General features: G+C 58.2%; 17 protein-coding genes. 11 read left to right on the forward strand and 6 right to left on the reverse strand.

The window, feature by feature from the left end; translation table 11 throughout:
• Positions 1-12: 12 nt before the first annotated feature.
• Both arsB and arsC read left to right on the forward strand, forming a co-directional pair.
• Complete coding sequence (gene arsB, locus BW958_RS02855) at positions 13-1,080, forward strand: ACR3 family arsenite efflux transporter (RefSeq protein WP_076574165.1); 1,068 nt, start codon at positions 13-15, stop codon at positions 1,078-1,080.
• On the forward strand, positions 1,073-1,498 hold the full coding sequence (gene arsC / locus BW958_RS02860; protein ID WP_076574167.1) for a glutaredoxin-dependent arsenate reductase: 426 nt from the start codon (positions 1,073-1,075) through the stop codon (positions 1,496-1,498). Before arsB ends, arsC begins: the two co-directional genes overlap by 8 nt.
• Positions 1,499-1,567: 69 nt before the next feature.
• Here the strand turns inward: arsC and BW958_RS02865 are convergent, their stop codons facing one another.
• Both BW958_RS02865 and BW958_RS02870 read right to left on the reverse strand, forming a co-directional pair.
• Positions 1,568-2,758: an amino acid aminotransferase gene (locus BW958_RS02865; RefSeq protein WP_076574169.1), complete on the reverse strand. Its 1,191-nt coding sequence runs from the start codon at positions 2,756-2,758 to the stop codon at positions 1,568-1,570.
• Between the two features lie 176 nt (positions 2,759-2,934).
• Complete coding sequence (locus tag BW958_RS02870) at positions 2,935-3,891, reverse strand: hypothetical protein (protein ID WP_076574171.1); 957 nt, start codon at positions 3,889-3,891, stop codon at positions 2,935-2,937.
• A 103-nt stretch (positions 3,892-3,994) separates the two neighbouring features.
• Between BW958_RS02870 and BW958_RS02875 the strand changes: the two genes are divergently transcribed.
• The 4 genes from BW958_RS02875 to ltaE all read left to right on the forward strand — a co-directional run bounded on the left by BW958_RS02875 (position 3,995) and on the right by ltaE (position 7,184).
• Complete coding sequence (locus BW958_RS02875; protein ID WP_076574173.1) at positions 3,995-4,690, forward strand: TIGR01621 family pseudouridine synthase; 696 nt, start codon at positions 3,995-3,997, stop codon at positions 4,688-4,690.
• Complete coding sequence (locus tag BW958_RS02880) at positions 4,690-5,337, forward strand: haloacid dehalogenase-like hydrolase (protein WP_076574175.1); 648 nt, start codon at positions 4,690-4,692, stop codon at positions 5,335-5,337. The genes BW958_RS02875 and BW958_RS02880 overlap by 1 nt, the downstream gene beginning before the upstream one ends.
• Positions 5,338-5,445: 108 nt before the next feature.
• On the forward strand, positions 5,446-6,075 hold the full coding sequence (gene maiA / locus BW958_RS02885) for a maleylacetoacetate isomerase (protein ID WP_076574177.1): 630 nt from the start codon (positions 5,446-5,448) through the stop codon (positions 6,073-6,075).
• 95 nt (positions 6,076-6,170) lie between these two features.
• Positions 6,171-7,184, forward strand: coding sequence for a low-specificity L-threonine aldolase (gene ltaE / locus BW958_RS02890; RefSeq protein WP_076574179.1), 1,014 nt, complete (start codon positions 6,171-6,173; stop codon positions 7,182-7,184).
• Between the two features lie 52 nt (positions 7,185-7,236).
• Here ltaE and BW958_RS02895 read toward each other — a convergent pair whose 3' ends face one another.
• The 3 genes from BW958_RS02895 to BW958_RS02905 all read right to left on the reverse strand — a co-directional run bounded on the left by BW958_RS02895 (position 7,237) and on the right by BW958_RS02905 (position 9,672).
• A complete protein-coding gene (locus BW958_RS02895) occupies positions 7,237-7,668 on the reverse strand; it encodes a PAS domain-containing protein (RefSeq protein ID WP_076574181.1) in 432 nt (143 codons plus the stop codon).
• 8 nt (positions 7,669-7,676) lie between these two features.
• Complete coding sequence (locus BW958_RS02900) at positions 7,677-8,708, reverse strand: response regulator (RefSeq protein ID WP_076574183.1); 1,032 nt, start codon at positions 8,706-8,708, stop codon at positions 7,677-7,679.
• Positions 8,709-8,778: 70 nt separating this feature from the next.
• The gene (locus BW958_RS02905) at positions 8,779-9,672 is read right to left on the reverse strand and encodes a LysR family transcriptional regulator (protein WP_076574185.1); all 894 of its coding nucleotides are present in this window, start codon (positions 9,670-9,672) and stop codon (positions 8,779-8,781) included.
• 621 nt (positions 9,673-10,293) lie between these two features.
• Between BW958_RS02905 and BW958_RS02915 the strand changes: the two genes are divergently transcribed.
• From BW958_RS02915 to BW958_RS02935, 5 genes are all read left to right on the forward strand, one after another.
• Positions 10,294-12,240, forward strand: coding sequence for a putative bifunctional diguanylate cyclase/phosphodiesterase (locus BW958_RS02915; RefSeq protein WP_076574189.1), 1,947 nt, complete (start codon positions 10,294-10,296; stop codon positions 12,238-12,240).
• 154 nt (positions 12,241-12,394) lie between these two features.
• Complete coding sequence (locus BW958_RS02920; protein WP_076574191.1) at positions 12,395-13,960, forward strand: AbgT family transporter; 1,566 nt, start codon at positions 12,395-12,397, stop codon at positions 13,958-13,960.
• Between the two features lie 71 nt (positions 13,961-14,031).
• On the forward strand, positions 14,032-14,757 hold the full coding sequence (gene nfsA, locus BW958_RS02925; protein WP_076574193.1) for an oxygen-insensitive NADPH nitroreductase: 726 nt from the start codon (positions 14,032-14,034) through the stop codon (positions 14,755-14,757).
• A 125-nt stretch (positions 14,758-14,882) separates the two neighbouring features.
• Positions 14,883-15,650, forward strand: a complete 768-nt coding sequence (locus BW958_RS02930) for a DNA repair protein (RefSeq protein WP_076574195.1) — start codon at positions 14,883-14,885, stop codon at positions 15,648-15,650.
• Between the two features lie 3 nt (positions 15,651-15,653).
• Positions 15,654-16,190: a VOC family protein gene (locus BW958_RS02935; protein WP_076574197.1), complete on the forward strand. Its 537-nt coding sequence runs from the start codon at positions 15,654-15,656 to the stop codon at positions 16,188-16,190.
• A gap of 3 nt (positions 16,191-16,193) precedes the next feature.
• Here BW958_RS02935 and BW958_RS02940 read toward each other — a convergent pair whose 3' ends face one another.
• The gene (locus tag BW958_RS02940) at positions 16,194-17,405 is read right to left on the reverse strand and encodes an MFS transporter (RefSeq protein ID WP_076574199.1); all 1,212 of its coding nucleotides are present in this window, start codon (positions 17,403-17,405) and stop codon (positions 16,194-16,196) included.
• Between the last annotated feature and the right edge of the window lie 3 nt (positions 17,406-17,408).

Consider the following 17,408-nt stretch of genomic DNA (forward strand, 5'->3'; position numbering starts at 1 on the left):
ATTGGAGTGGGTATGTCGAGTTCTCAAAGCGCCATCGGCTTTTTTGAGCGTTATCTAAGTCTGTGGGTGGCGCTTTGTATTGTGGTCGGGATCGGCTTGGGTCAAGGCCTGCCTGATCTCTTCAAGGCCATCGGGGCGCTGGAAGTGGCCCGGGTGAATCTGCCGGTCGGGCTGCTGATTTGGGTGATGATCATCCCTATGTTGCTGCGCATCGATTTTACGGCGCTGCATCAGGTGCGCCAGCACCTCAAGGGGATCGGGGTGACGCTCGCGATCAACTGGCTGGTCAAACCCTTTTCCATGGCGCTGCTTGGCTGGCTGTTTATCCGCCAGCTGTTTGCCCCCTGGCTGCCAGCCGGTCAGATTGACAGCTATGTGGCGGGGCTGATTTTGCTCGCGGCCGCGCCCTGTACCGCCATGGTGTTTGTCTGGAGCCGACTGACCAACGGCGATCCCTATTTCACCCTCTCGCAGGTGGCGCTCAACGATCTCATTATGGTGTTTGCTTTTGCTCCCTTGGTGGCACTGCTGCTGGGGGTCTCGAGCATCACCGTGCCCTGGGATACCCTGCTCACCTCGGTGGTACTCTATATCGTGGTGCCGGTGCTGATTGCCCAGTGGCTGCGACGGCGCGCCCTGGCACAGGGGCAGGCTCATCTGGATGGGTTGCTGACCCGTATCGCCCCGTGGAGTATTGCGGCCTTGCTGCTTACCCTGGTGCTGCTGTTTGCGTTTCAGGGGGAGGCCATTTTGGCCCAACCGCTGGTGATTGTGCTGTTGGCGGTGCCGATCCTGATCCAGGTATTTTTTAACGCGGGGCTGGCCTATTGGCTTAACCGCCGCGTCGGTGAGAAGCACTCGGTGGCGTGCCCGTCGGCCCTTATCGGTGCATCCAACTTTTTCGAACTGGCGGTCGCTGCAGCCATCAGCCTGTTCGGTTTCCATTCCGGGGCGGCGCTCGCTACCGTGGTTGGCGTCCTTATCGAGGTGCCGGTCATGTTGCTGGTGGTGCGCATCGTCAATCGCAGTAAAGCCTGGTACGAACAACCCTTACATCGTGAGAAAGCCTGTCATGACTAACATCACCATCTATCACAATCCCCAGTGCGGTACGTCGCGCAATACTCTGGCGCTGATCCGTAACAGCGGCATCGAGCCGACCGTGATCCACTATCTGGAGACCCCACCGAGCCGCGATACGCTGGTCGCTCTGATTGCTGCCATGGGGATGTCGGTACGGGCGCTGCTGCGCACCAATGTGCCGCCCTATGAGGAGTTGAGTCTCGCCAACCCGAGCGTCAGCGATGATGAACTGCTGGCGGCCATGCTGGCACACCCCATTCTGATTAACCGCCCGATCGTGGTGACACCCTTGGGTACCCGTTTGTGCCGCCCCTCTGAAGTGGTGCTCGATATTCTGCCCGATCAGCAAAAAGGCGCGTTTAGCAAAGAAGATGGCGAGCAGGTCGTGGATGAGCAGGGGCAACGGCTGAAATAAACCACCTCCATGCCGAACGAGGCCCGCAGTTGCGGGCCTCTGATTTATCGGCATGAGTCAGTGGGTGAGTTACAGCACCTTGGCAATGGCGTCACACAGGGGATCGATGTTGGCGCGGGTGATACCGGCCACGCTGATCCGGCCAGAGCCGACGATGTAGATGGCAAACTCTTCCTTCATGCGGGCTACCTGCTCCTTGGAGAGACCGGAGAAGGAGAACATGCCGTTTTGACGGGCAATAAAGGAAAAGTCCTGGCTCACACCACGCTCGGCCAGCTTGGCAACCAGCAGCTCACGCATTTCGCGGATCCGCACCCGCATCTCGGCCACTTCGCTCACCCACAGCTCATAGAGCGCCGGATCGTTGACCACGGCGGTCACTACCGCAGCGCCGTGTGACGGCGGGTTGGAGTAGTTGGCGCGGATCACGGTCTTGACCTGGGTGAAGGCCGTATCGGCCACAGCCTTGCTGTCACACACCAAGGTAAAGGCGCCGACACGCTCGTTGTAGAGCCCGAAGTTTTTGGAAAACGAGCTGGCGATCAGTAGTTCACGGTTGTACTGGGCGAAGATACGCAGACCTTCGGCATCTTCTTCAATCCCGCGGGCAAAGCCTTGGTAGGCGAAGTCAAACAGCGGCAGCCAGCCGGCGTCGGCACTCTGTTTGGCCAGCGCTTCCCACTGCTCGGCGGTAGGATCGATACCGGTCGGGTTGTGGCAGCAGCCGTGCAGCAGCACCAGATCGCCACGGGCGGCGTCACGCAGGGAGGCCTGCATGGCAGCAAAATCGAGATCCTTGGTGGCGGCGTCGTAATACTTGTACCACTTCACCTCAAGGCCGGCGGCCTGAAAGACGCTGACGTGGTTGGCCCAGGTAGGATCCGAGATCCAGATGGTCTTGGCCAGATGATTACGGGCGATGAATTCGGCGGCAATACGCAGGGCACCGGTACCACCCGGCGCTTGGGCGGTCTTGGCACGGCCCGAGGCGATGAGCTCGGAATCTTTGCCAAACAGCAGCCCCTGCACAATGCGGGCATATTCCTGATTACCCTCGATCCCGAGGTAGTTCTTGGTTTTCTCGTCAGTCAGCAGCTTCTGCTCGGCTTGCTTGACGCACTTGAGGATGGGGGTGGCTCCCGATTCGTCCTTGTAGATGCCGACACCCAGGTTGATCTTGTGGCTGCGAGCGTCGCTGCGAAACGCTTCAGTCAGGCCAAGAATAGGATCGGCGGGGGCGGCTACAACCTTTTCAAACATGATAGTCCCTGTGTTTTTTGCGTGGTTCTTGATGGTGGCGTTCCGATGGCAAACAAACGCGCCCGAGAGCAAGGCAATGGGCGCATCGTCGATTCTTTATACCACTGCGTAGGTATGGGGAAAACCGCTATTTGTCCGCCGAATGGGGGCCGCTGCTCTGGCGCGACAAAAGAGGGCTAGCTGATTGCGCTCCAGCCACTGGCCAGCGCCAGTAATTCACCGGGCAGGCCCATCCCTTGCTCTATGAGTGGCGCCAAACGGGTGCGCAAGGTGGGGGATAGCCGGCTCGGCTCCCAGCTGGCGCCTTCCAGCGGCCGGGCATAGTGGCGCAGGTGCGCCGAGAGATCATCGGGCAGCCAGCAGGAGAGCGGACGTCCGGTGCGCTCGGCCAGCGTGCGGATTCGCTCGACTCCAGCTGGTTCGAGGTCGGTCAGATGGCTCCACTGCACCGCACCTGGCAAGGCGCTGCACAGTGGGCTAAGGAGTCCAGGGGCGGCAGCCGGTAACCAGACCAGCAAGCTGGCGGGGGGCAGGGGAAGGGTGGTGAACACGCCGGTGCGATCGGTGGTGATGAGTCGCTCGATGGGGTCGCCCTGACTGATGATCTTGCCAAGGGTAGGTAGGCTGCGCTCTGGCAGAACGATCTCACCTAATGTATCGAGCAGCGGCGCGCCATCGATGAGACGCCCCCCCTGAAAAAACAGGCTGATGGGTAATGAGGCGCGCAGGCGAACAAGGTGATCCGGGCAGGTCTCTACGCCGCGCTCGGCCAGATGGATCTGCTCGCTGGGCGAGAAGGCCGGTTGTCCCCCTTGCAGCGGTCGGCGATAGAGGGCGGCGAGCAGACGCAGATTCACCGGGCTGGGTAAGCGGATACCCAGTTGCTGCAGCCAGCTTTCCGGATCGAGCGGGGCCTGCTGCAGATCGCCCAGCGCCAGAGCTCGGGTCAGGTAGCGGCGGCCGGCATCGGTCAAACCATAGTGGTGAGGGCGGAGCTGATGCAGCAGGCTATTTTCCAGCATCAGACTGACCAGAGGCTGCAAATTGCGTGAACGGATCAGGACCGACTCTTCGGCCAGCAACTGCTGCGCCACCTCTTTGAGCATTCCGGAAGAAAAATCGATCGCTGCCATGGTCCCTCACCTGCAAGGCTGAACACTCTACTGTCAAGCCGCAGACACGCCAAGTGCAGTGTTTGCGCGTCGTGATCTGACGCGGGTTTGAGGGGCGCGCGCGATGCCGTACAATCGCGCCATTATTCTGGCTTGTGTGAGGGTGACTGTGTTCGAGTTTCGCGAAGTGCTGCGCCATCGTGATTTTCTGCTGATCGACAAACCCGCGGGGATCGGCATGCATGAGGAGAACGGCGCGCCGGGTGTGGTGACCTTGCTGCGCGATGCCACCGGCCTTGAACTCTATCCGGTGCACCGCCTCGACAAGATGACCTCAGGGCTGCTGCTGCTTGCTCGTCACCCCGAGGCTAACCGGGTGCTCAGCCAGGGCTTTGCCGAGCGGCGGATGAAAAAGCAGTATCTGGCGCTCTCTGATCGGCGCCCGCTCAAAAAGCAGGGTATGGTCAAAGGGGATATGAAAAAAGGGCGTGGTGGCAGCTGGATGTTGACGCGTACCTTGGACAATCCCGCCGTCAGCCGCTTTGACTCGGTGCTGGTGCGCGAAGGATTGCGTCTGTTTCGTATCCGTCCCGAGACGGGCAAAACCCACCAGATCCGCGTGGCACTGAAAAGCGTCAGTGCGCCGATTCTGGGTGATGAGCGTTATGGCGGCAGCGCGGCCGATCGCGGTTATCTGCACGCCTGGCGCCTGAGCTTTGAGCATGACGGTGAGCTATTTGATATCGCGCTGCCACCGGCAGAGGGGGCGCTGTTTTTACTGCCTGAAACCCGTCTTGCCATCGATGCGCTGGCGCCCTGATGGTGCCTGAATCCGGCCTGATCCTGGCCGATTATGACGGCACGCTCTGCCCGGGGGACAGCCATGCCCGGCTGCTACGTCATATTCTGCTGGTACGGCGTTGGCCGTTACTGCTACTGCTGGCGCTCTCTCCCCTATTGCTCCTGCTGTGTGTACCCTGCCGGACTCTGACCGTCAGGCTCGTGTGGTGGTGCGCGACGTTTGGCGCGACGGCGTGGCAGTGGCGCCGCTGGGTGGTTGCACTCGCGCACCGGGCGCCGCCGCTGTATGGCGAGGCAGCCAGCCTGCTGGCCCACGTTCAAGCTCATGCTCATGCCCGGCTGTGGGTGGTGAGTGCCTCGCCACAGGCGCTGGTGCGCCGCTCACTCTCTTGTCAGTGTGAAGGCAGCATTCGGATGAGTGAAATGCGCGTCTACGCAACCAGAATGGCTCGGCGCTTTGGCGCCATTGTGCCGCGACATTACGCCTATGGGGCGGCCAAATTGACCCGCCTGCCGCCATTGTCTGCGCCGGTCACGCTGGCGCTTTCTGACTCAGTGAGCGATCTGCCGTTGCTGGCGCTTGCATCCCGCGCTTGGCTTATCAACCCCAAACAGTGGCCACTTGCCAAGGCACCAAGGCATCTTGAGCCGCGGGTGTGGCGCTGATCGTCCATGCCCACCCCTTTACCTCTTTCCCGTTGATGATAGAGTGACCAGCAAGCAAAAACGGGTCTGGTTTGATGGCGCAAGGACGACGCGCCTTTGGGGAGCAACATGCTGAAGCTGTATGGATATGAGCGTTCGCCGGCAACCTTCCGGGTACGTATCGTGCTGGGGCTCAAGGGCATCGCCTGCGAACAGGTTGCAGTGGATCTGCCCGGTGACGAACACAAGAGCAGGGCCTATCGCCGCATCAATCCGCAAGGAGTGGTGCCCTATCTCGAAGAGGGAGAGTGGGGCGTTGGCCAGTCGCTCGCCATCATGGAGTACCTCGACGAGACCTACCCGGCCTATCCTCTGCTACCGTCCTCGCCCGAGGAGCGGGCGCTTACCCGCCAGATTGTCAACATGCTTGCCTGCGACCTGCATCCGCTGGCCAGCGAGCGGGTACACACCTATCTGACGCAGCACTTTTCCCTGCGTGATCCCCAATGCGACGCCTGGTATCAGCACTGGGCGCAGGAGACGTTTATTGCGCTGGAGAAGGTGCTTGGATCCTGCTCGGGGCTGTTTTGCGTCGGTGATGAGGTAACGTTGGCCGATTGTGTGCTGATCCCCGAGCTCTATGTGGCTCGGCGTAACGGGGTTGATGTGACTCACTATCCCACGTTGCTGCGGATTTTTGACCACTGCATGAGCCTGCACGCATTTGCCGATGCAGCCCCCGCCACGTCGGCCGTATAGGCCTGACTAAATGGTACTCTTCACATTACTGTAAACGCCTGCTTGCCAGCATGCTGGAGGCTTTGTAGTGTCGTGACGCGAGCAAGGAGGGAGCTATGCGTTTTATTGATTTAAGAAGTGATACCGTGACCCACCCCACCGATGATATGCGCCAGGTGATGCTGCGTGCGCCGGTGGGTGACGATGTGTATGGGGAAGATCCCACCGTCAATGAACTGGAAGCGACTGTCGCTCAGTTACTTGGCAAGGAAGCAGGGTTGTTTGTGCCAAGTGGAACCATGTCTAATCTGCTCGGCGTACTCTCGCACTGTCAGCGTGGTGAAGGGGCCCTGGTTGGCAATCATGCCCATATCTATCGCTATGAAGCCGGTGGGAGCGCCGTGCTAGGCTCGGTGGTGCTGCAGGCGATTGCGATGCAAGATGACGGCCAACTGCCCATTGCCGAGCTGGAAGCGGCCGTGGCCCCTGATGACGCGCATTTCGCACCAACCCGTCTGCTCTGTCTGGAAAATACCCACAATGGTCGGGTTTTGCCGCAGGCGTATCTGCGCGATGTTACCCAATGGGCGCGGCACAAGGGATTGGCGCTGCATCTTGATGGCGCTCGGCTGTTTAATGCAGCGGTAGCGCAAGGCATTGCTGCCAAAGAGATCGCGGCTCATTTTGACAGCGTATCGGTGTGCCTCTCCAAGGGGCTGGGGGCACCTGTTGGCTCTGTGCTGGTGGGGCCTGCCGCCTTTATCCAGCGTGCCCGGCGTCTGCGCAAGATGGTCGGTGGTGGTATGCGCCAAGCGGGCATCCTGGCTGCGGCCGGCAAGTTTGCTCTCGAGCGTCATGTTGAGCGTTTAGCCGACGATCACCGCCGTGCTGCGCGGCTGGCCGAAGGGCTGGGGGCACTGTCGGGGCTGCGCGTTCTTAGCGTTGAGACCAATATGCTGTTTCTCGAGATTGAGGGTATCGACATGGCCGATGTGCTCGGTTTTATGAAAGAGCGCGGCATTCTCTGCTCGGGTTATGGCTCGCTGCGCTTGGTTACCCATCTGCAGATCAGCGATGACGATGTGGAAGAGGTGATCGACGCGTTCAAAGAGTTGATGGATACCGTCTGATCATCACGAGAAAGGGCGCCGATGGCGCCCTTCTTTATTCAATTGCGGATGATTATGACTGATGGGTGAGCGAGGCGAGGGTCGCTTCGTCGGTCACGTCATAGATCATGATGGCGATATGGCTCACCTGTCCGCCAAAGTCGCACAGCGGAACCAAGGTCAGGTTCTGAAACATGTGCGGCGCCGCACCCGTGATGGGGCGGTAGTTGGAAAAACGCAGCAGATAGGGTTTTTGCTCCCAAGTGCTGAAGGCGCGGTTGTTGAGCTTGAACACCATGTTGCCCTTGCGTCTGAGCCAGCGCTCGTCCACTTCGGGAAACAGTTCAAACAGATTGCCATCGCGCACTTCATGGGTAAAACGGCCGCTGTGGCTCTCCATGAAACCATTCCAGACCTGAATGCGGTAGTCACGATCCAGCACGACCAGCCCGACATCCAGATTCTGAACGATGTTCATCAACCAGTGAAATTCACGGATATCCATGGGCGCTCCTACAGCATGTGCATGATCTTGTTATTCATTGTGCCTATCGAGTCTTCCGTGAAGAGCAGTAACAGATCGCACTGCACGGCATACCCATCGACCCGATAGTTGATCTCGATGGCCAACGTCCTGCGCCAGCGGCTCTGATTGGTTCGTATCAGCTCCTGTATGGGGCGGTGTTGGCCCAGCACCACGGGGTGGCCCTGGCTGAAGGGCGTATCAAGCTGGTTGGCATAACCACGCAGGAAGGCACCGATGAGCGCATTGGCGGTGTCCATCAGCAGCTCCAACTCGGTGGCCCGATCCAGCTCCCCCTCGATTTTCATCAAGCTGGCAAGGTCCTGGAAGCTGGAGTCGTGAAACAGCAGCAGTGCCTCACCGGCGATGCCGGCACCGATAAAGCCCTGGCAGACCGCAGACAAGGTCTCCTGCTCGGCGGCAGCATTGAGCGCCATATGTAGCTCAGAGACTTCCAGCACGTTGACGTTCGGAATGGGGAGCACCACAAACACGTCGAGCATGCGTGCCAGCAGGTCGGCAGCTTGGCCCATCGCTACGTTGGCGATCTCCTGATAGGCATCGCGGGTTTCACCGCTTAAGGTCAGTCCGCCTGAACCCGCGTCACTCTGGGTGGGCGCGATGGATTCAACCGCGCGGGTCGCCTGCTTAAACCCGCCAGGCTGCCACAGCTGGTGCTTTTTGAGCAGCGCCAGCAGTTGGTCGGCGGTGGCCGGTTTTTTGATGAAGTCGATGGCGCCAAGTGCCATCACTTTTTGGTGTGCTTCTGGCTGAATATCACCGGAGACCACCACAACCTTGCTTTTGAGTCCTTCGCGCTTAAGCGTTTCCAATACGCCATAGCCATCGAGCTCGGGCATGGTGAGGTCCAAAAAGATCACCTCGCCATTGCCCATCAATACCTGCTCAACACCGGCGACACCGTGCTCGGCAAAGTGCACGGTGACCGGCCAATCTGCTGGCAAAGAGCGGGCTAGCTGTTTGCGGGCCAGAGCCGAGTCATCACATATCAATACGTTCATGGTCATCCTTGCAGCGTGAAGTAGCGCTCGACCTATATTGTGGACTGTGCAGCGGCAGACGCAAATCGGATCAGAGTGCGGGTTGGAGCAGCGGTGAATGTTTGAGAATGAAATCAACCAGCAGGGTCACTCGCAGCGGTGCAAAATCCCGGTTATTGATAAGCAGATGGAACGAGCGTTGACCGGCCTGCCAGTCCGTCAGCACCGGCACCAGTTGACCGCTTTTGAGCTGTGTCATGGCTGAGTGGCGCGGCACATTGATGATGCCCAAGTGACGACACGCCGCCTGCACGGCCGCCTGGGATTGGCTCACGGTAAAACGGGCCTGCTCGCCAATATCGACCGACTCCCCGTCGCGGTTACGCATCTGCCAAATCGAATAGGGCCAGCAGTAAATGAGGTCATGCTCGGCCAGTTGCGCCGGATGATGGGGGGTGCCGCGCTGCTCCAGATAGAGCGGTGAGGCATAGAGGGAGTAGTGGATCTGGCCGATGCACTGGGCGTGAGGCACCCGCTTGGGCAGATCGCCGTTAAACAGCACCAGGTCCCATTCACTATCGAACAATCGCTGGTGATCGTTGGTCTGCTCGAGCTCAAAGCGGATCATTGGATAGGCGCGACTGAACTCGGCCAACAGATCGATAAGCAGGGTATTGGAGAGTGAAATGGGGGCGGCAATCTTGATAAGGCCGTGCAAGTCCGGCTCTTCTCCGCGGATTTCACCGGTGGCCTGCTCGAGTTGTTGCAGCGGTCCACACAGGCGCTGGTAGTAACGCAGCCCCTCGTCGGTCAGGCGCAGTTTGCGGGTAGATCGCTGCAGCAGGGAGTAGCCAAGGGCCTCTTCGAGCTGAGTGATCCGCCGGCTGATGGTGGCAGTCGGCATTCCCAATGCCGCGGCCGCATGTGAAAAGCCCCCTTCCTGGATGACTTTGACAAACAGATAGAACTCTTCAATGTGTTTCATGGGTAACCACAAGCCAATCCATCAAGAGACCGACCTTAGGGGCTTGGTTCAGGCTTGGCAAGTATTAAGCGAATCTTAATTGATCTGATCCCAGAGTGGCTTATCGCGGTGTGCGTCAAAGAATGTCGCACAATGGCGCCATTGAGGATCGTCGGTTAATTGGCTCGTTGGAGTAAAACTCCGCGCTAGTAAGGCGTTGCCGATATCGCTTTCAGTTACAAAAGAGTTGTTGATTTATAAGTAAATAACTGAAAAATAAGACACGACGTCAATGTTATTCTGACAAAAATTCTTGATAAGACTGACTTGGAACCATTGTTGTTCAAAAGCTCATCAATAGTATGGGGAATTCTCGTCCCAAGCTCATAAAGAGAATGATAACTGCTTGTCGATAAATAAAAAAAAGTATAAAAAACAGATGAATGGCAAAATTGATCACGACTTGGGCTGGCCGTCAGGCTTTTCCTGTCACAAGGGTATGAATTCTGAGTTTGTCCTGGTGCGCCAGGGTGATGAAACAGAGCAAGTGTGCGAAGCTGGTGGTTTATGGTCGCAAGGCGGCCTCGACCTGTTATTTTGGCCTGTGTGTGATACCCGGTGATAGCATTAGACGAACGAGGCTTGGCCTCTCTTCAACTCCTCAATACTCCGCTCTGGATCTATGACATCCAGCATCATCATATTTTCTGGGCTAACCGTGCGGCGCTACACGTGTGGGAAGCCAACTCCTTGGATGAGTTGCAGCTAAGAAATTTTACCAGCGACATGACACCTGTTGTGGATACGTTATTGCAGCGCTATCTGAAGGAATTTCAGGCCGGGCGTACCTTTAACGAGTGGTGGAGTATTACCCCGCGCGGAATTAAAAAGCAGGTCTATTTGCGTATCTCCGGCATTGATATCGCCGGGCGACTGATGATGCTTTGCGAAACGGTGCTCGATGCCGACACGCTCTATCATGAAGCGGCTATGGTGCGCGGTGATACCCTGGCTTGTCTGTTTGATGAGCGTGGTCATCTGGTCAGTGCCAACCGCTATTTTCAGAAATGCTTTGGAACCCGTATCTGGCGGCTTGGCCAGATCTTTGCTGCTGACGATGGCGCTTTTTATCAGCGTTTACGTCAATACGACGAATGGATCAGTGAGGGAGAGAGCCGCACCCTCAAAGGCATGCGTTGGTTTCAGTTCCAGTTTCGTTATGTCCAGCAGCGCGAGCAGATCCTGCTGACGCTGCGTGATATCACCGACCGCAAGCTCGAAGAGCTGGAGCATCGCCATCTGGCCCGCCATGACTCCATGACCGGCCTGCTCAACCGCTATGGTCTGATGAAATCCCTTGAGGTCAACTGCAGCATGGGCTCGCGCTTTGCCCTGCTGTTTATGGATCTCGATAACTTCAAACTGATTAACGACAACTTTGGCCACCGTGCCGGAGACCGCCTGCTTGAGCGGGTGGCGAGTCGTTTGAAAGAGCTCTGCCCCCATGATGTGGAGCTGGCGCGCCTTGGCGGTGATGAGTTTACCGTTCTGGTTCCCCTTGGCCAGGAGAGCGAGCGGGCGCAGCAATTGGCCGAGCTGATGCTGGCCCAGATGGAGCGGCCGTTTAATCTCAGCGGTCTGCCCGAGGTGACCATCGGTGGCAGTATCGGTATTGCCATCTACCCGGATGATGCGGACGATGGCGATAACCTGATTACTCGTGCTGACATGGCGATGTATCAGGCCAAGCAGATGGGGCGCCTCACCTGGCAGCGTTTTACGCCAAGCCTGCAGCAGGCGCTGCAGCGCAAACTGACCCTCAAGCAATATCTCGCCAAGGCCATCGGCCGTGGTGAGCTGTCACTGGTGTTTCAGCCCAAGGCCGATTTGCAGCGCTCGGTGATCGATTGCTGCGAAGCACTGCTGCGCTGGAACAGTCCGGTGCTCGGCGCCGTCTCGCCGGCTGAATTTATCCCGCTGGCCGAAGAGATGGGGCTGATTCGTGACATTGGTGCCTGGGTGATGCGCACGGCGCTGGCGCAGATTGCAAAGTGGCGCGAGCGCTTTGGCCTGGATGTGCCGCTCGCGGTCAACCTCTCCGGTATGCAGGTCACCCGTGATCTGCCGGGTTGGGTGGCCGAACAGCTTTTCCAGCATGATCTGCCGCCGCATCTGCTCACGCTTGAGCTCACCGAAACCGTGTTGATGAGCGATCTGGAAGGGGGCAGCCGGGTGCTTGAGGAGTTGGGCGCGCTGGGTATCAATATTTCCATCGATGATTTTGGCACCGGCTATTCGTCGCTGGCTTATCTCAATCGCCTGCCCATTCACGAAATTAAACTCGATCGCTCTTTTGTGGTCGGCCTCAACCTGCCAGTGATCCGCGCCACGGTAGCAATGGCGGCGAGTCTGGGGTTGACCCTGATTGCCGAAGGGGTCGAGACCGGGGAAGAGCTGGCTGCGCTGCGGGCGCAGGGTTGCCAGCGTATCCAGGGTTATCTAATCAGCCGACCACTCACGGCAGAGCAGCTCGAAGGGTGTGGGTTCGTGATTGATTCACCGGTAGGCACTTATCCACTTATTCGCTGAGTTTTCCATCAATTAAGGGTTAAGTTCACATTTTCGCGCATTAATATCGAATTTTGTTCGTGGTTTTCTCGGTTTTTGCAGTTAATCAACGTTTGAATAATTGTAATCATTAAGCTGTGTCGCTGACACAAGAGTAACCACGGAGTATCGATTGATGGAACACACGTCCACCAGTGTGCTGGAAGCCCCGCGTCAGGGGTGGTTGAACCGCTTTTTGAATGGGGTCGAAAAGGCCGGTAACAAACTGCCCGAGCCGGCCATGCTGTTTCTCTATGCCCTGGGCTTGGTCTGGGTTGCCTCAGCGATCCTCTCTCAGTTCAGTTTTGATCTGGTTAACCCGAGAACCGGTGCGCCGGTTGCGGTGAACAACTTGCTGACCGGTGCGGGCTTGGCCGAGTTTTTGGCCGGTATGGTCACCACCTTTACCAGCTTTGCGCCGCTTGGGATTGTGCTGGTTGCCATGCTCGGCGTGGGTGTTGCCGAGCAATCCGGCTTTATCAATACCGGTCTGAAAAAGCTGCTGCAGGTCACTCCGGCCCGTTTTCTGACCCCCATGCTGATCCTCGTGGCTATCATGAGCCACACCGCAGCCGATGCCGGTTATGTGCTGGTTATCCCGATTGGCGGGATCATCTTCCACGCAGCCGGTCGTCATCCGCTGGCCGGTATCGCTGCCGCCTTTGCCGGCGTCTCGGGCGGTTTTGCTGCCAACTTCCTGCCCTCCGGCGGTGATGCGTTGCTGCAAGGCTTTACCCAAACCTCCGCACAGCTGCTTGATCCGGAGTACATGGTCAACACTCTGTGCAACATCATCTTTACCGGTGCATCCTCGCTGTTGATCATCGTGGTGGGTTGGTTTGTGACCGAGAAAATTGTCGAGCCGCGCCTGCGTGATGTGGCACTCGATGATGATGCCGAGAGCAGCGAAGAGATGGGCAGCTATACCGCGCAGGAAGGCCGTGCCTTTAACCGCGCCGGTCTGGCCATGTTGGGCGGCCTGGTGCTGCTGGTGATGGCGCTGTGGCCGGCCGATTCGCCGCTGCGTGCCACTGACGGTTCGCTGACCACCTTTGCTGCGCCGGTCATGAAGTCGATTGTGCCGCTGATCTTCTTGTTGTTTATCCTGCCTGGCATCGTTTATGGCTTCGTGGCTGGTACGTTCCAAAAGAGCCGCGACGTGATTGATGCCATGTCCTCGACCATGAACAAGATGGGCTCCTACATGGTCATGGCGTTCTTCTGTTCGCTGTTTATCAAGGCGTTTGGCGATTCCAACCTCGGTACCCTGCTGGCGCTGGCCGGTGCGGAGGTGCTGCAGGCCATGGCTCTGCCGGGCCAGATCACCATAGTCGGCATGATCCTGTTGACCGCCTCTGTAAACCTGGTGGTGGGCTCGGCGTCGGCCAAATGGGCCCTGATCAGCCCGATCATGGTGCCGATGCTGATGGCGGTGGGGATCTCTCCGGAGCTGACTCAGGCGGCTTATCGTGTGGGTGACTCGGCCTCCAACATCATCACGCCGCTGATGGTTTTCTTCCCGCTGGTCGTAGTCTATTGCCAGCGCTATGTAAAGAGCACCGGTATCGGTACCCTGGTCTCCATGATGCTGCCGTACTCTCTGGCCTTCCTGGTCAGCTGGACTCTGTTCCTGCTTATCTACTGGGCGCTGGGCTTCCCGCTTGGGTTGCAGGCTCCGTATGTCTATCCGGCCCCGATGTAAGGCTGGTGCGGGGGAGGCTTGGGCCTCCCCGCTTTTTTAGTTAGAGTGATGCCTCACTCGAGGAGACGCTCATGAACCTTGTCATCGACCTTATCTGCCAACACCGCTCCATCCGTCAGTATCGTGACGAGCCTATTACAGCGCAGCAGCTGGATGCCATTCTCAATGCCGCACAGGCCGCGTCCAGCTCCAGCTTTTTGCAAGCCAACTCTGTTATTCGGGTGACAGACCCTCTACTTCGCGCCGAGCTGGCTGAATGCGCCGGTCAGCAGGCCTATGTGGTCAGCGCCGCCGAGTTTCTGGTCTTTTGCGTCGATTTTCACCGCCACCAAGCAGTGGTACCGGAGGCCAAAACCGGTTACACCGAGCAGTTACTGATTGGTGCCATTGATGGCGCCTTGATGGCGCAAAATGCGCTGCTGGCGGCCGAGTCACTTGGCCTTGGCGGTGTTTACATCGGTGGACTGCGCAATCAGCCGCTACGGGTAGTTGAACTGCTGGGGCTGCCTAGCGAGGTGTTTCCGCTATTCGGTCTGTGCCTTGGTCACCCGGCGCAGGAGCCTGAATGCAAGCCGCGTCTGCCACGGGCATTGGTGGTGCACGAAAACCATTATTCAGAGCCGTTTGATCACGCTCTGCTGGCCGCTTACGACCAGACCATGGCGGAGTATTACCGCTCGCGTGGCAGCAATCAGAAGCAGCAGACCTGGAGCGGACAAATTCGCGCCATTCTTGGCAAAGAGGCGCGCCCGTTTATGCAGGATGCGCTGCGTGCTCAGGGTTTTTTGCTCAAATAAGGTCGTGAAAGCGACGTATCGGCCGATGATCACAGGTAGCCCGTGCCCGCGACCGGTGCAGGCTACCTAAATTGGACCTCATGTTGTAGGATCAAACAATTAGCTGAAGCTGGACGGGGAATGTCATGATTTTAACCTTGGTACTGCTGTCGATAGGCGCACTGCTGTTTCTGGTGATCGCCTATAACGTGGTGCAGCAGTACAAGCAGAAGGTCGAGTCCGATAAGCGGGCATCGATTACCCGTCATAAGGCTATTGCTGACGAGACCGAGGAGATCCTGCTCAACGTCAACATGCTGCCGTTTTCCAAGGCCATGGTGCTGATCCTGCAGCACCGTATCTTGGATTCTTACCGCGCCATGGCTCAAGTGTCCCCGCATCTGTCCCAGCTTAAGCAGCGCATTGCGGATACCCAGTCGCAAATTACCAATGTGCAGGAAAATTACCGCAGCCCGGAAGAGGGCGGCTTTCGCGCTCCCGACTCCGACCGGCAAGCGATTCAGATGCTGCAGATCATCAAGAAGATGCGCGCCGTGCTGCGCGTTGAGCACAATAAGGGCAAGATCGATCCGCAAGGATTTGCCCAGGAAGATCGTCGCCTCGAGCTGATGCAGCTTAAAGTGAATATTGCCAACCTGACCCAGCGAGCGCGCGACGCCATGATTGGTAGCCAGTTTGGTACCTGCCGTCAGCTGCTTGGCAAGGGGTTGGCCGTATTGGGGGCGGTGGCTGACAAAGACCCTTACCTGCTTGCGCGTGAAGAGGACCTTCGCCAGGCACTGCAGGAGCTCGACTCTCGGATTCAGCAAGAGAGCCAAAAAGAGATGCAGACTATCAAGGACAAAGAGGCCGACGAGCTTGATGTCCTGTTCCAGCCCAAGAAGAAGTGGTAATTCATGTCTCATCCTCTTGATTCGATTCTGGGGCCGCAGGCCCCGTTTGCTGTCTCCCTGCTTGAGCAACTCTCGGCGTTGGGTATCGACACCGCTTATCCCATTGATCATCTCTGCTACCGCGCCGCCAGCAATGCTGAATATCTCGCACTGAAAACCGAGCTGGAGCGCGCTGGCACCTTGCTGGTGGAGGGGATGATTGGTGGCAGACCGATTGCGACTTATCGCTATCATCAGCCAGTCTGCACAGGAAATACCCGTATTGCCTGTATCGAACTGGCTGCACCTAAAAAGGGCCGCAATCATCAATCGGGCCTTGAGCATATCGAAATGGTGGTGCCATCGCTGAGCGCACTGGTGGCGGCGCATCCTGAACTTGCCTTCAAGACCGACAATCAATTTGACACGCGCAATCCGGATGTGGCGCTGATGCTCGATGGCGGGCAAGTGAAATTTCACCTGCGCACCCTTGACGCAGTGATTGCCGAAGAGAAAGAGACCGGCGCCGTGACGCCGGTCCCCACCGATTACTGGGGGTGAGTGTCAACGCTGACAGAGTCCTGGCTCAGGGCGCGTCTGCGCCTTGCGCTTACCCAGCCACACGCTGATCGCAGCAGTCAGCGCCAGCACCAGCAGCATGCCTCCCACCATTCCCGGCACTTGAGCGGCCTCCCAGAAGGGGTGCAGATAAATCCCACCTAGGCTCGCTCCAAGATAGTAGGCAATCAGATAGAGTGATGACGCCACGGCCCGGTGCCTCTGCACATGTTGGCCGACCCAGTGACTGGCACTGGCGTGGGTTAGGAAAAAGCCAAAGCTTGAGATCAGCAGGCCTCCCAACATTGCGCTGATAGACCCCAGCAGTAACAACAACGCCCCGGCCATCATGATGACAATGCCGCAAGTCATGGCTTGAGCACTGCCTACACGCTGGCTGACTCTGCCGCTTAATGACGAGGCCAGGGTACCCGGCAGATAGGTGAGAAACAGCAGCCCAAGCCATTGAGCCGGCAGGGAAAACGGTGCCTGGCTCAGTAGAAAGGTGAGATAGCTGTATTGGTTGAGAAACACCATGAAGTTAAGGCCGCCAATCAGATAGGCGCCAACCAGCAGTGGCTCTTTAAGGTGCATTGCCAAGGCGCGAAACAGCTCGCCGCGCCGTGGCTCACTGACCACAAACCCTTGCTGGGCCGGTAGCAACCAGGCCACCACCGGCAGCAGCAGTGCGCTGACCAGCGCAATGCCCCAAAACGCATCCTGCCACTCCCCTTGCCAGCCGGCCAGGAGCCCGGCCACCACCCGACCGGCGATGCCACCCAGCGAGTTGGCCGCGATATAGATACCCACCGCACTGACCATGGCTTTCTTGCTGAACTCTTCGCCCATATAGGCAATTGCGGTTGCAGGTAGACCCGCCAAGAAGATGCCTTGCACAAAGCGCAGGGCAAGCAAAGCATCAAAACTGCGGCACAGAGGAATCAGCGGCGAGATGGCAATGGCGCCGAGCAGTGCGCCCAGCATCACCTGACGGCGACCGACCTGGTCGGCAAGGCTTGCCGCCGGTAGCAGACCCACCGCCAATCCGGCGGTACAGGCAGACAGCGCCGCTGCGGCGCGCAGCGACGAGACCGAAAACGCCTCGGCTAGCAGAGGCAGCAGGGGGTGCGCCTGATAGAGATTGAGAAACACCAGAATTGAGCCGAGGCACAGGGCCAAGGTCGCCCGCCACCAGAGGCGGCTACCGCTATCGATCATAAT

The sequence above is a fragment of the Aeromonas sp. RU39B genome (assembly GCF_900156095.1).
GTDB lineage: Bacteria > Pseudomonadota > Gammaproteobacteria > Enterobacterales > Aeromonadaceae > Aeromonas.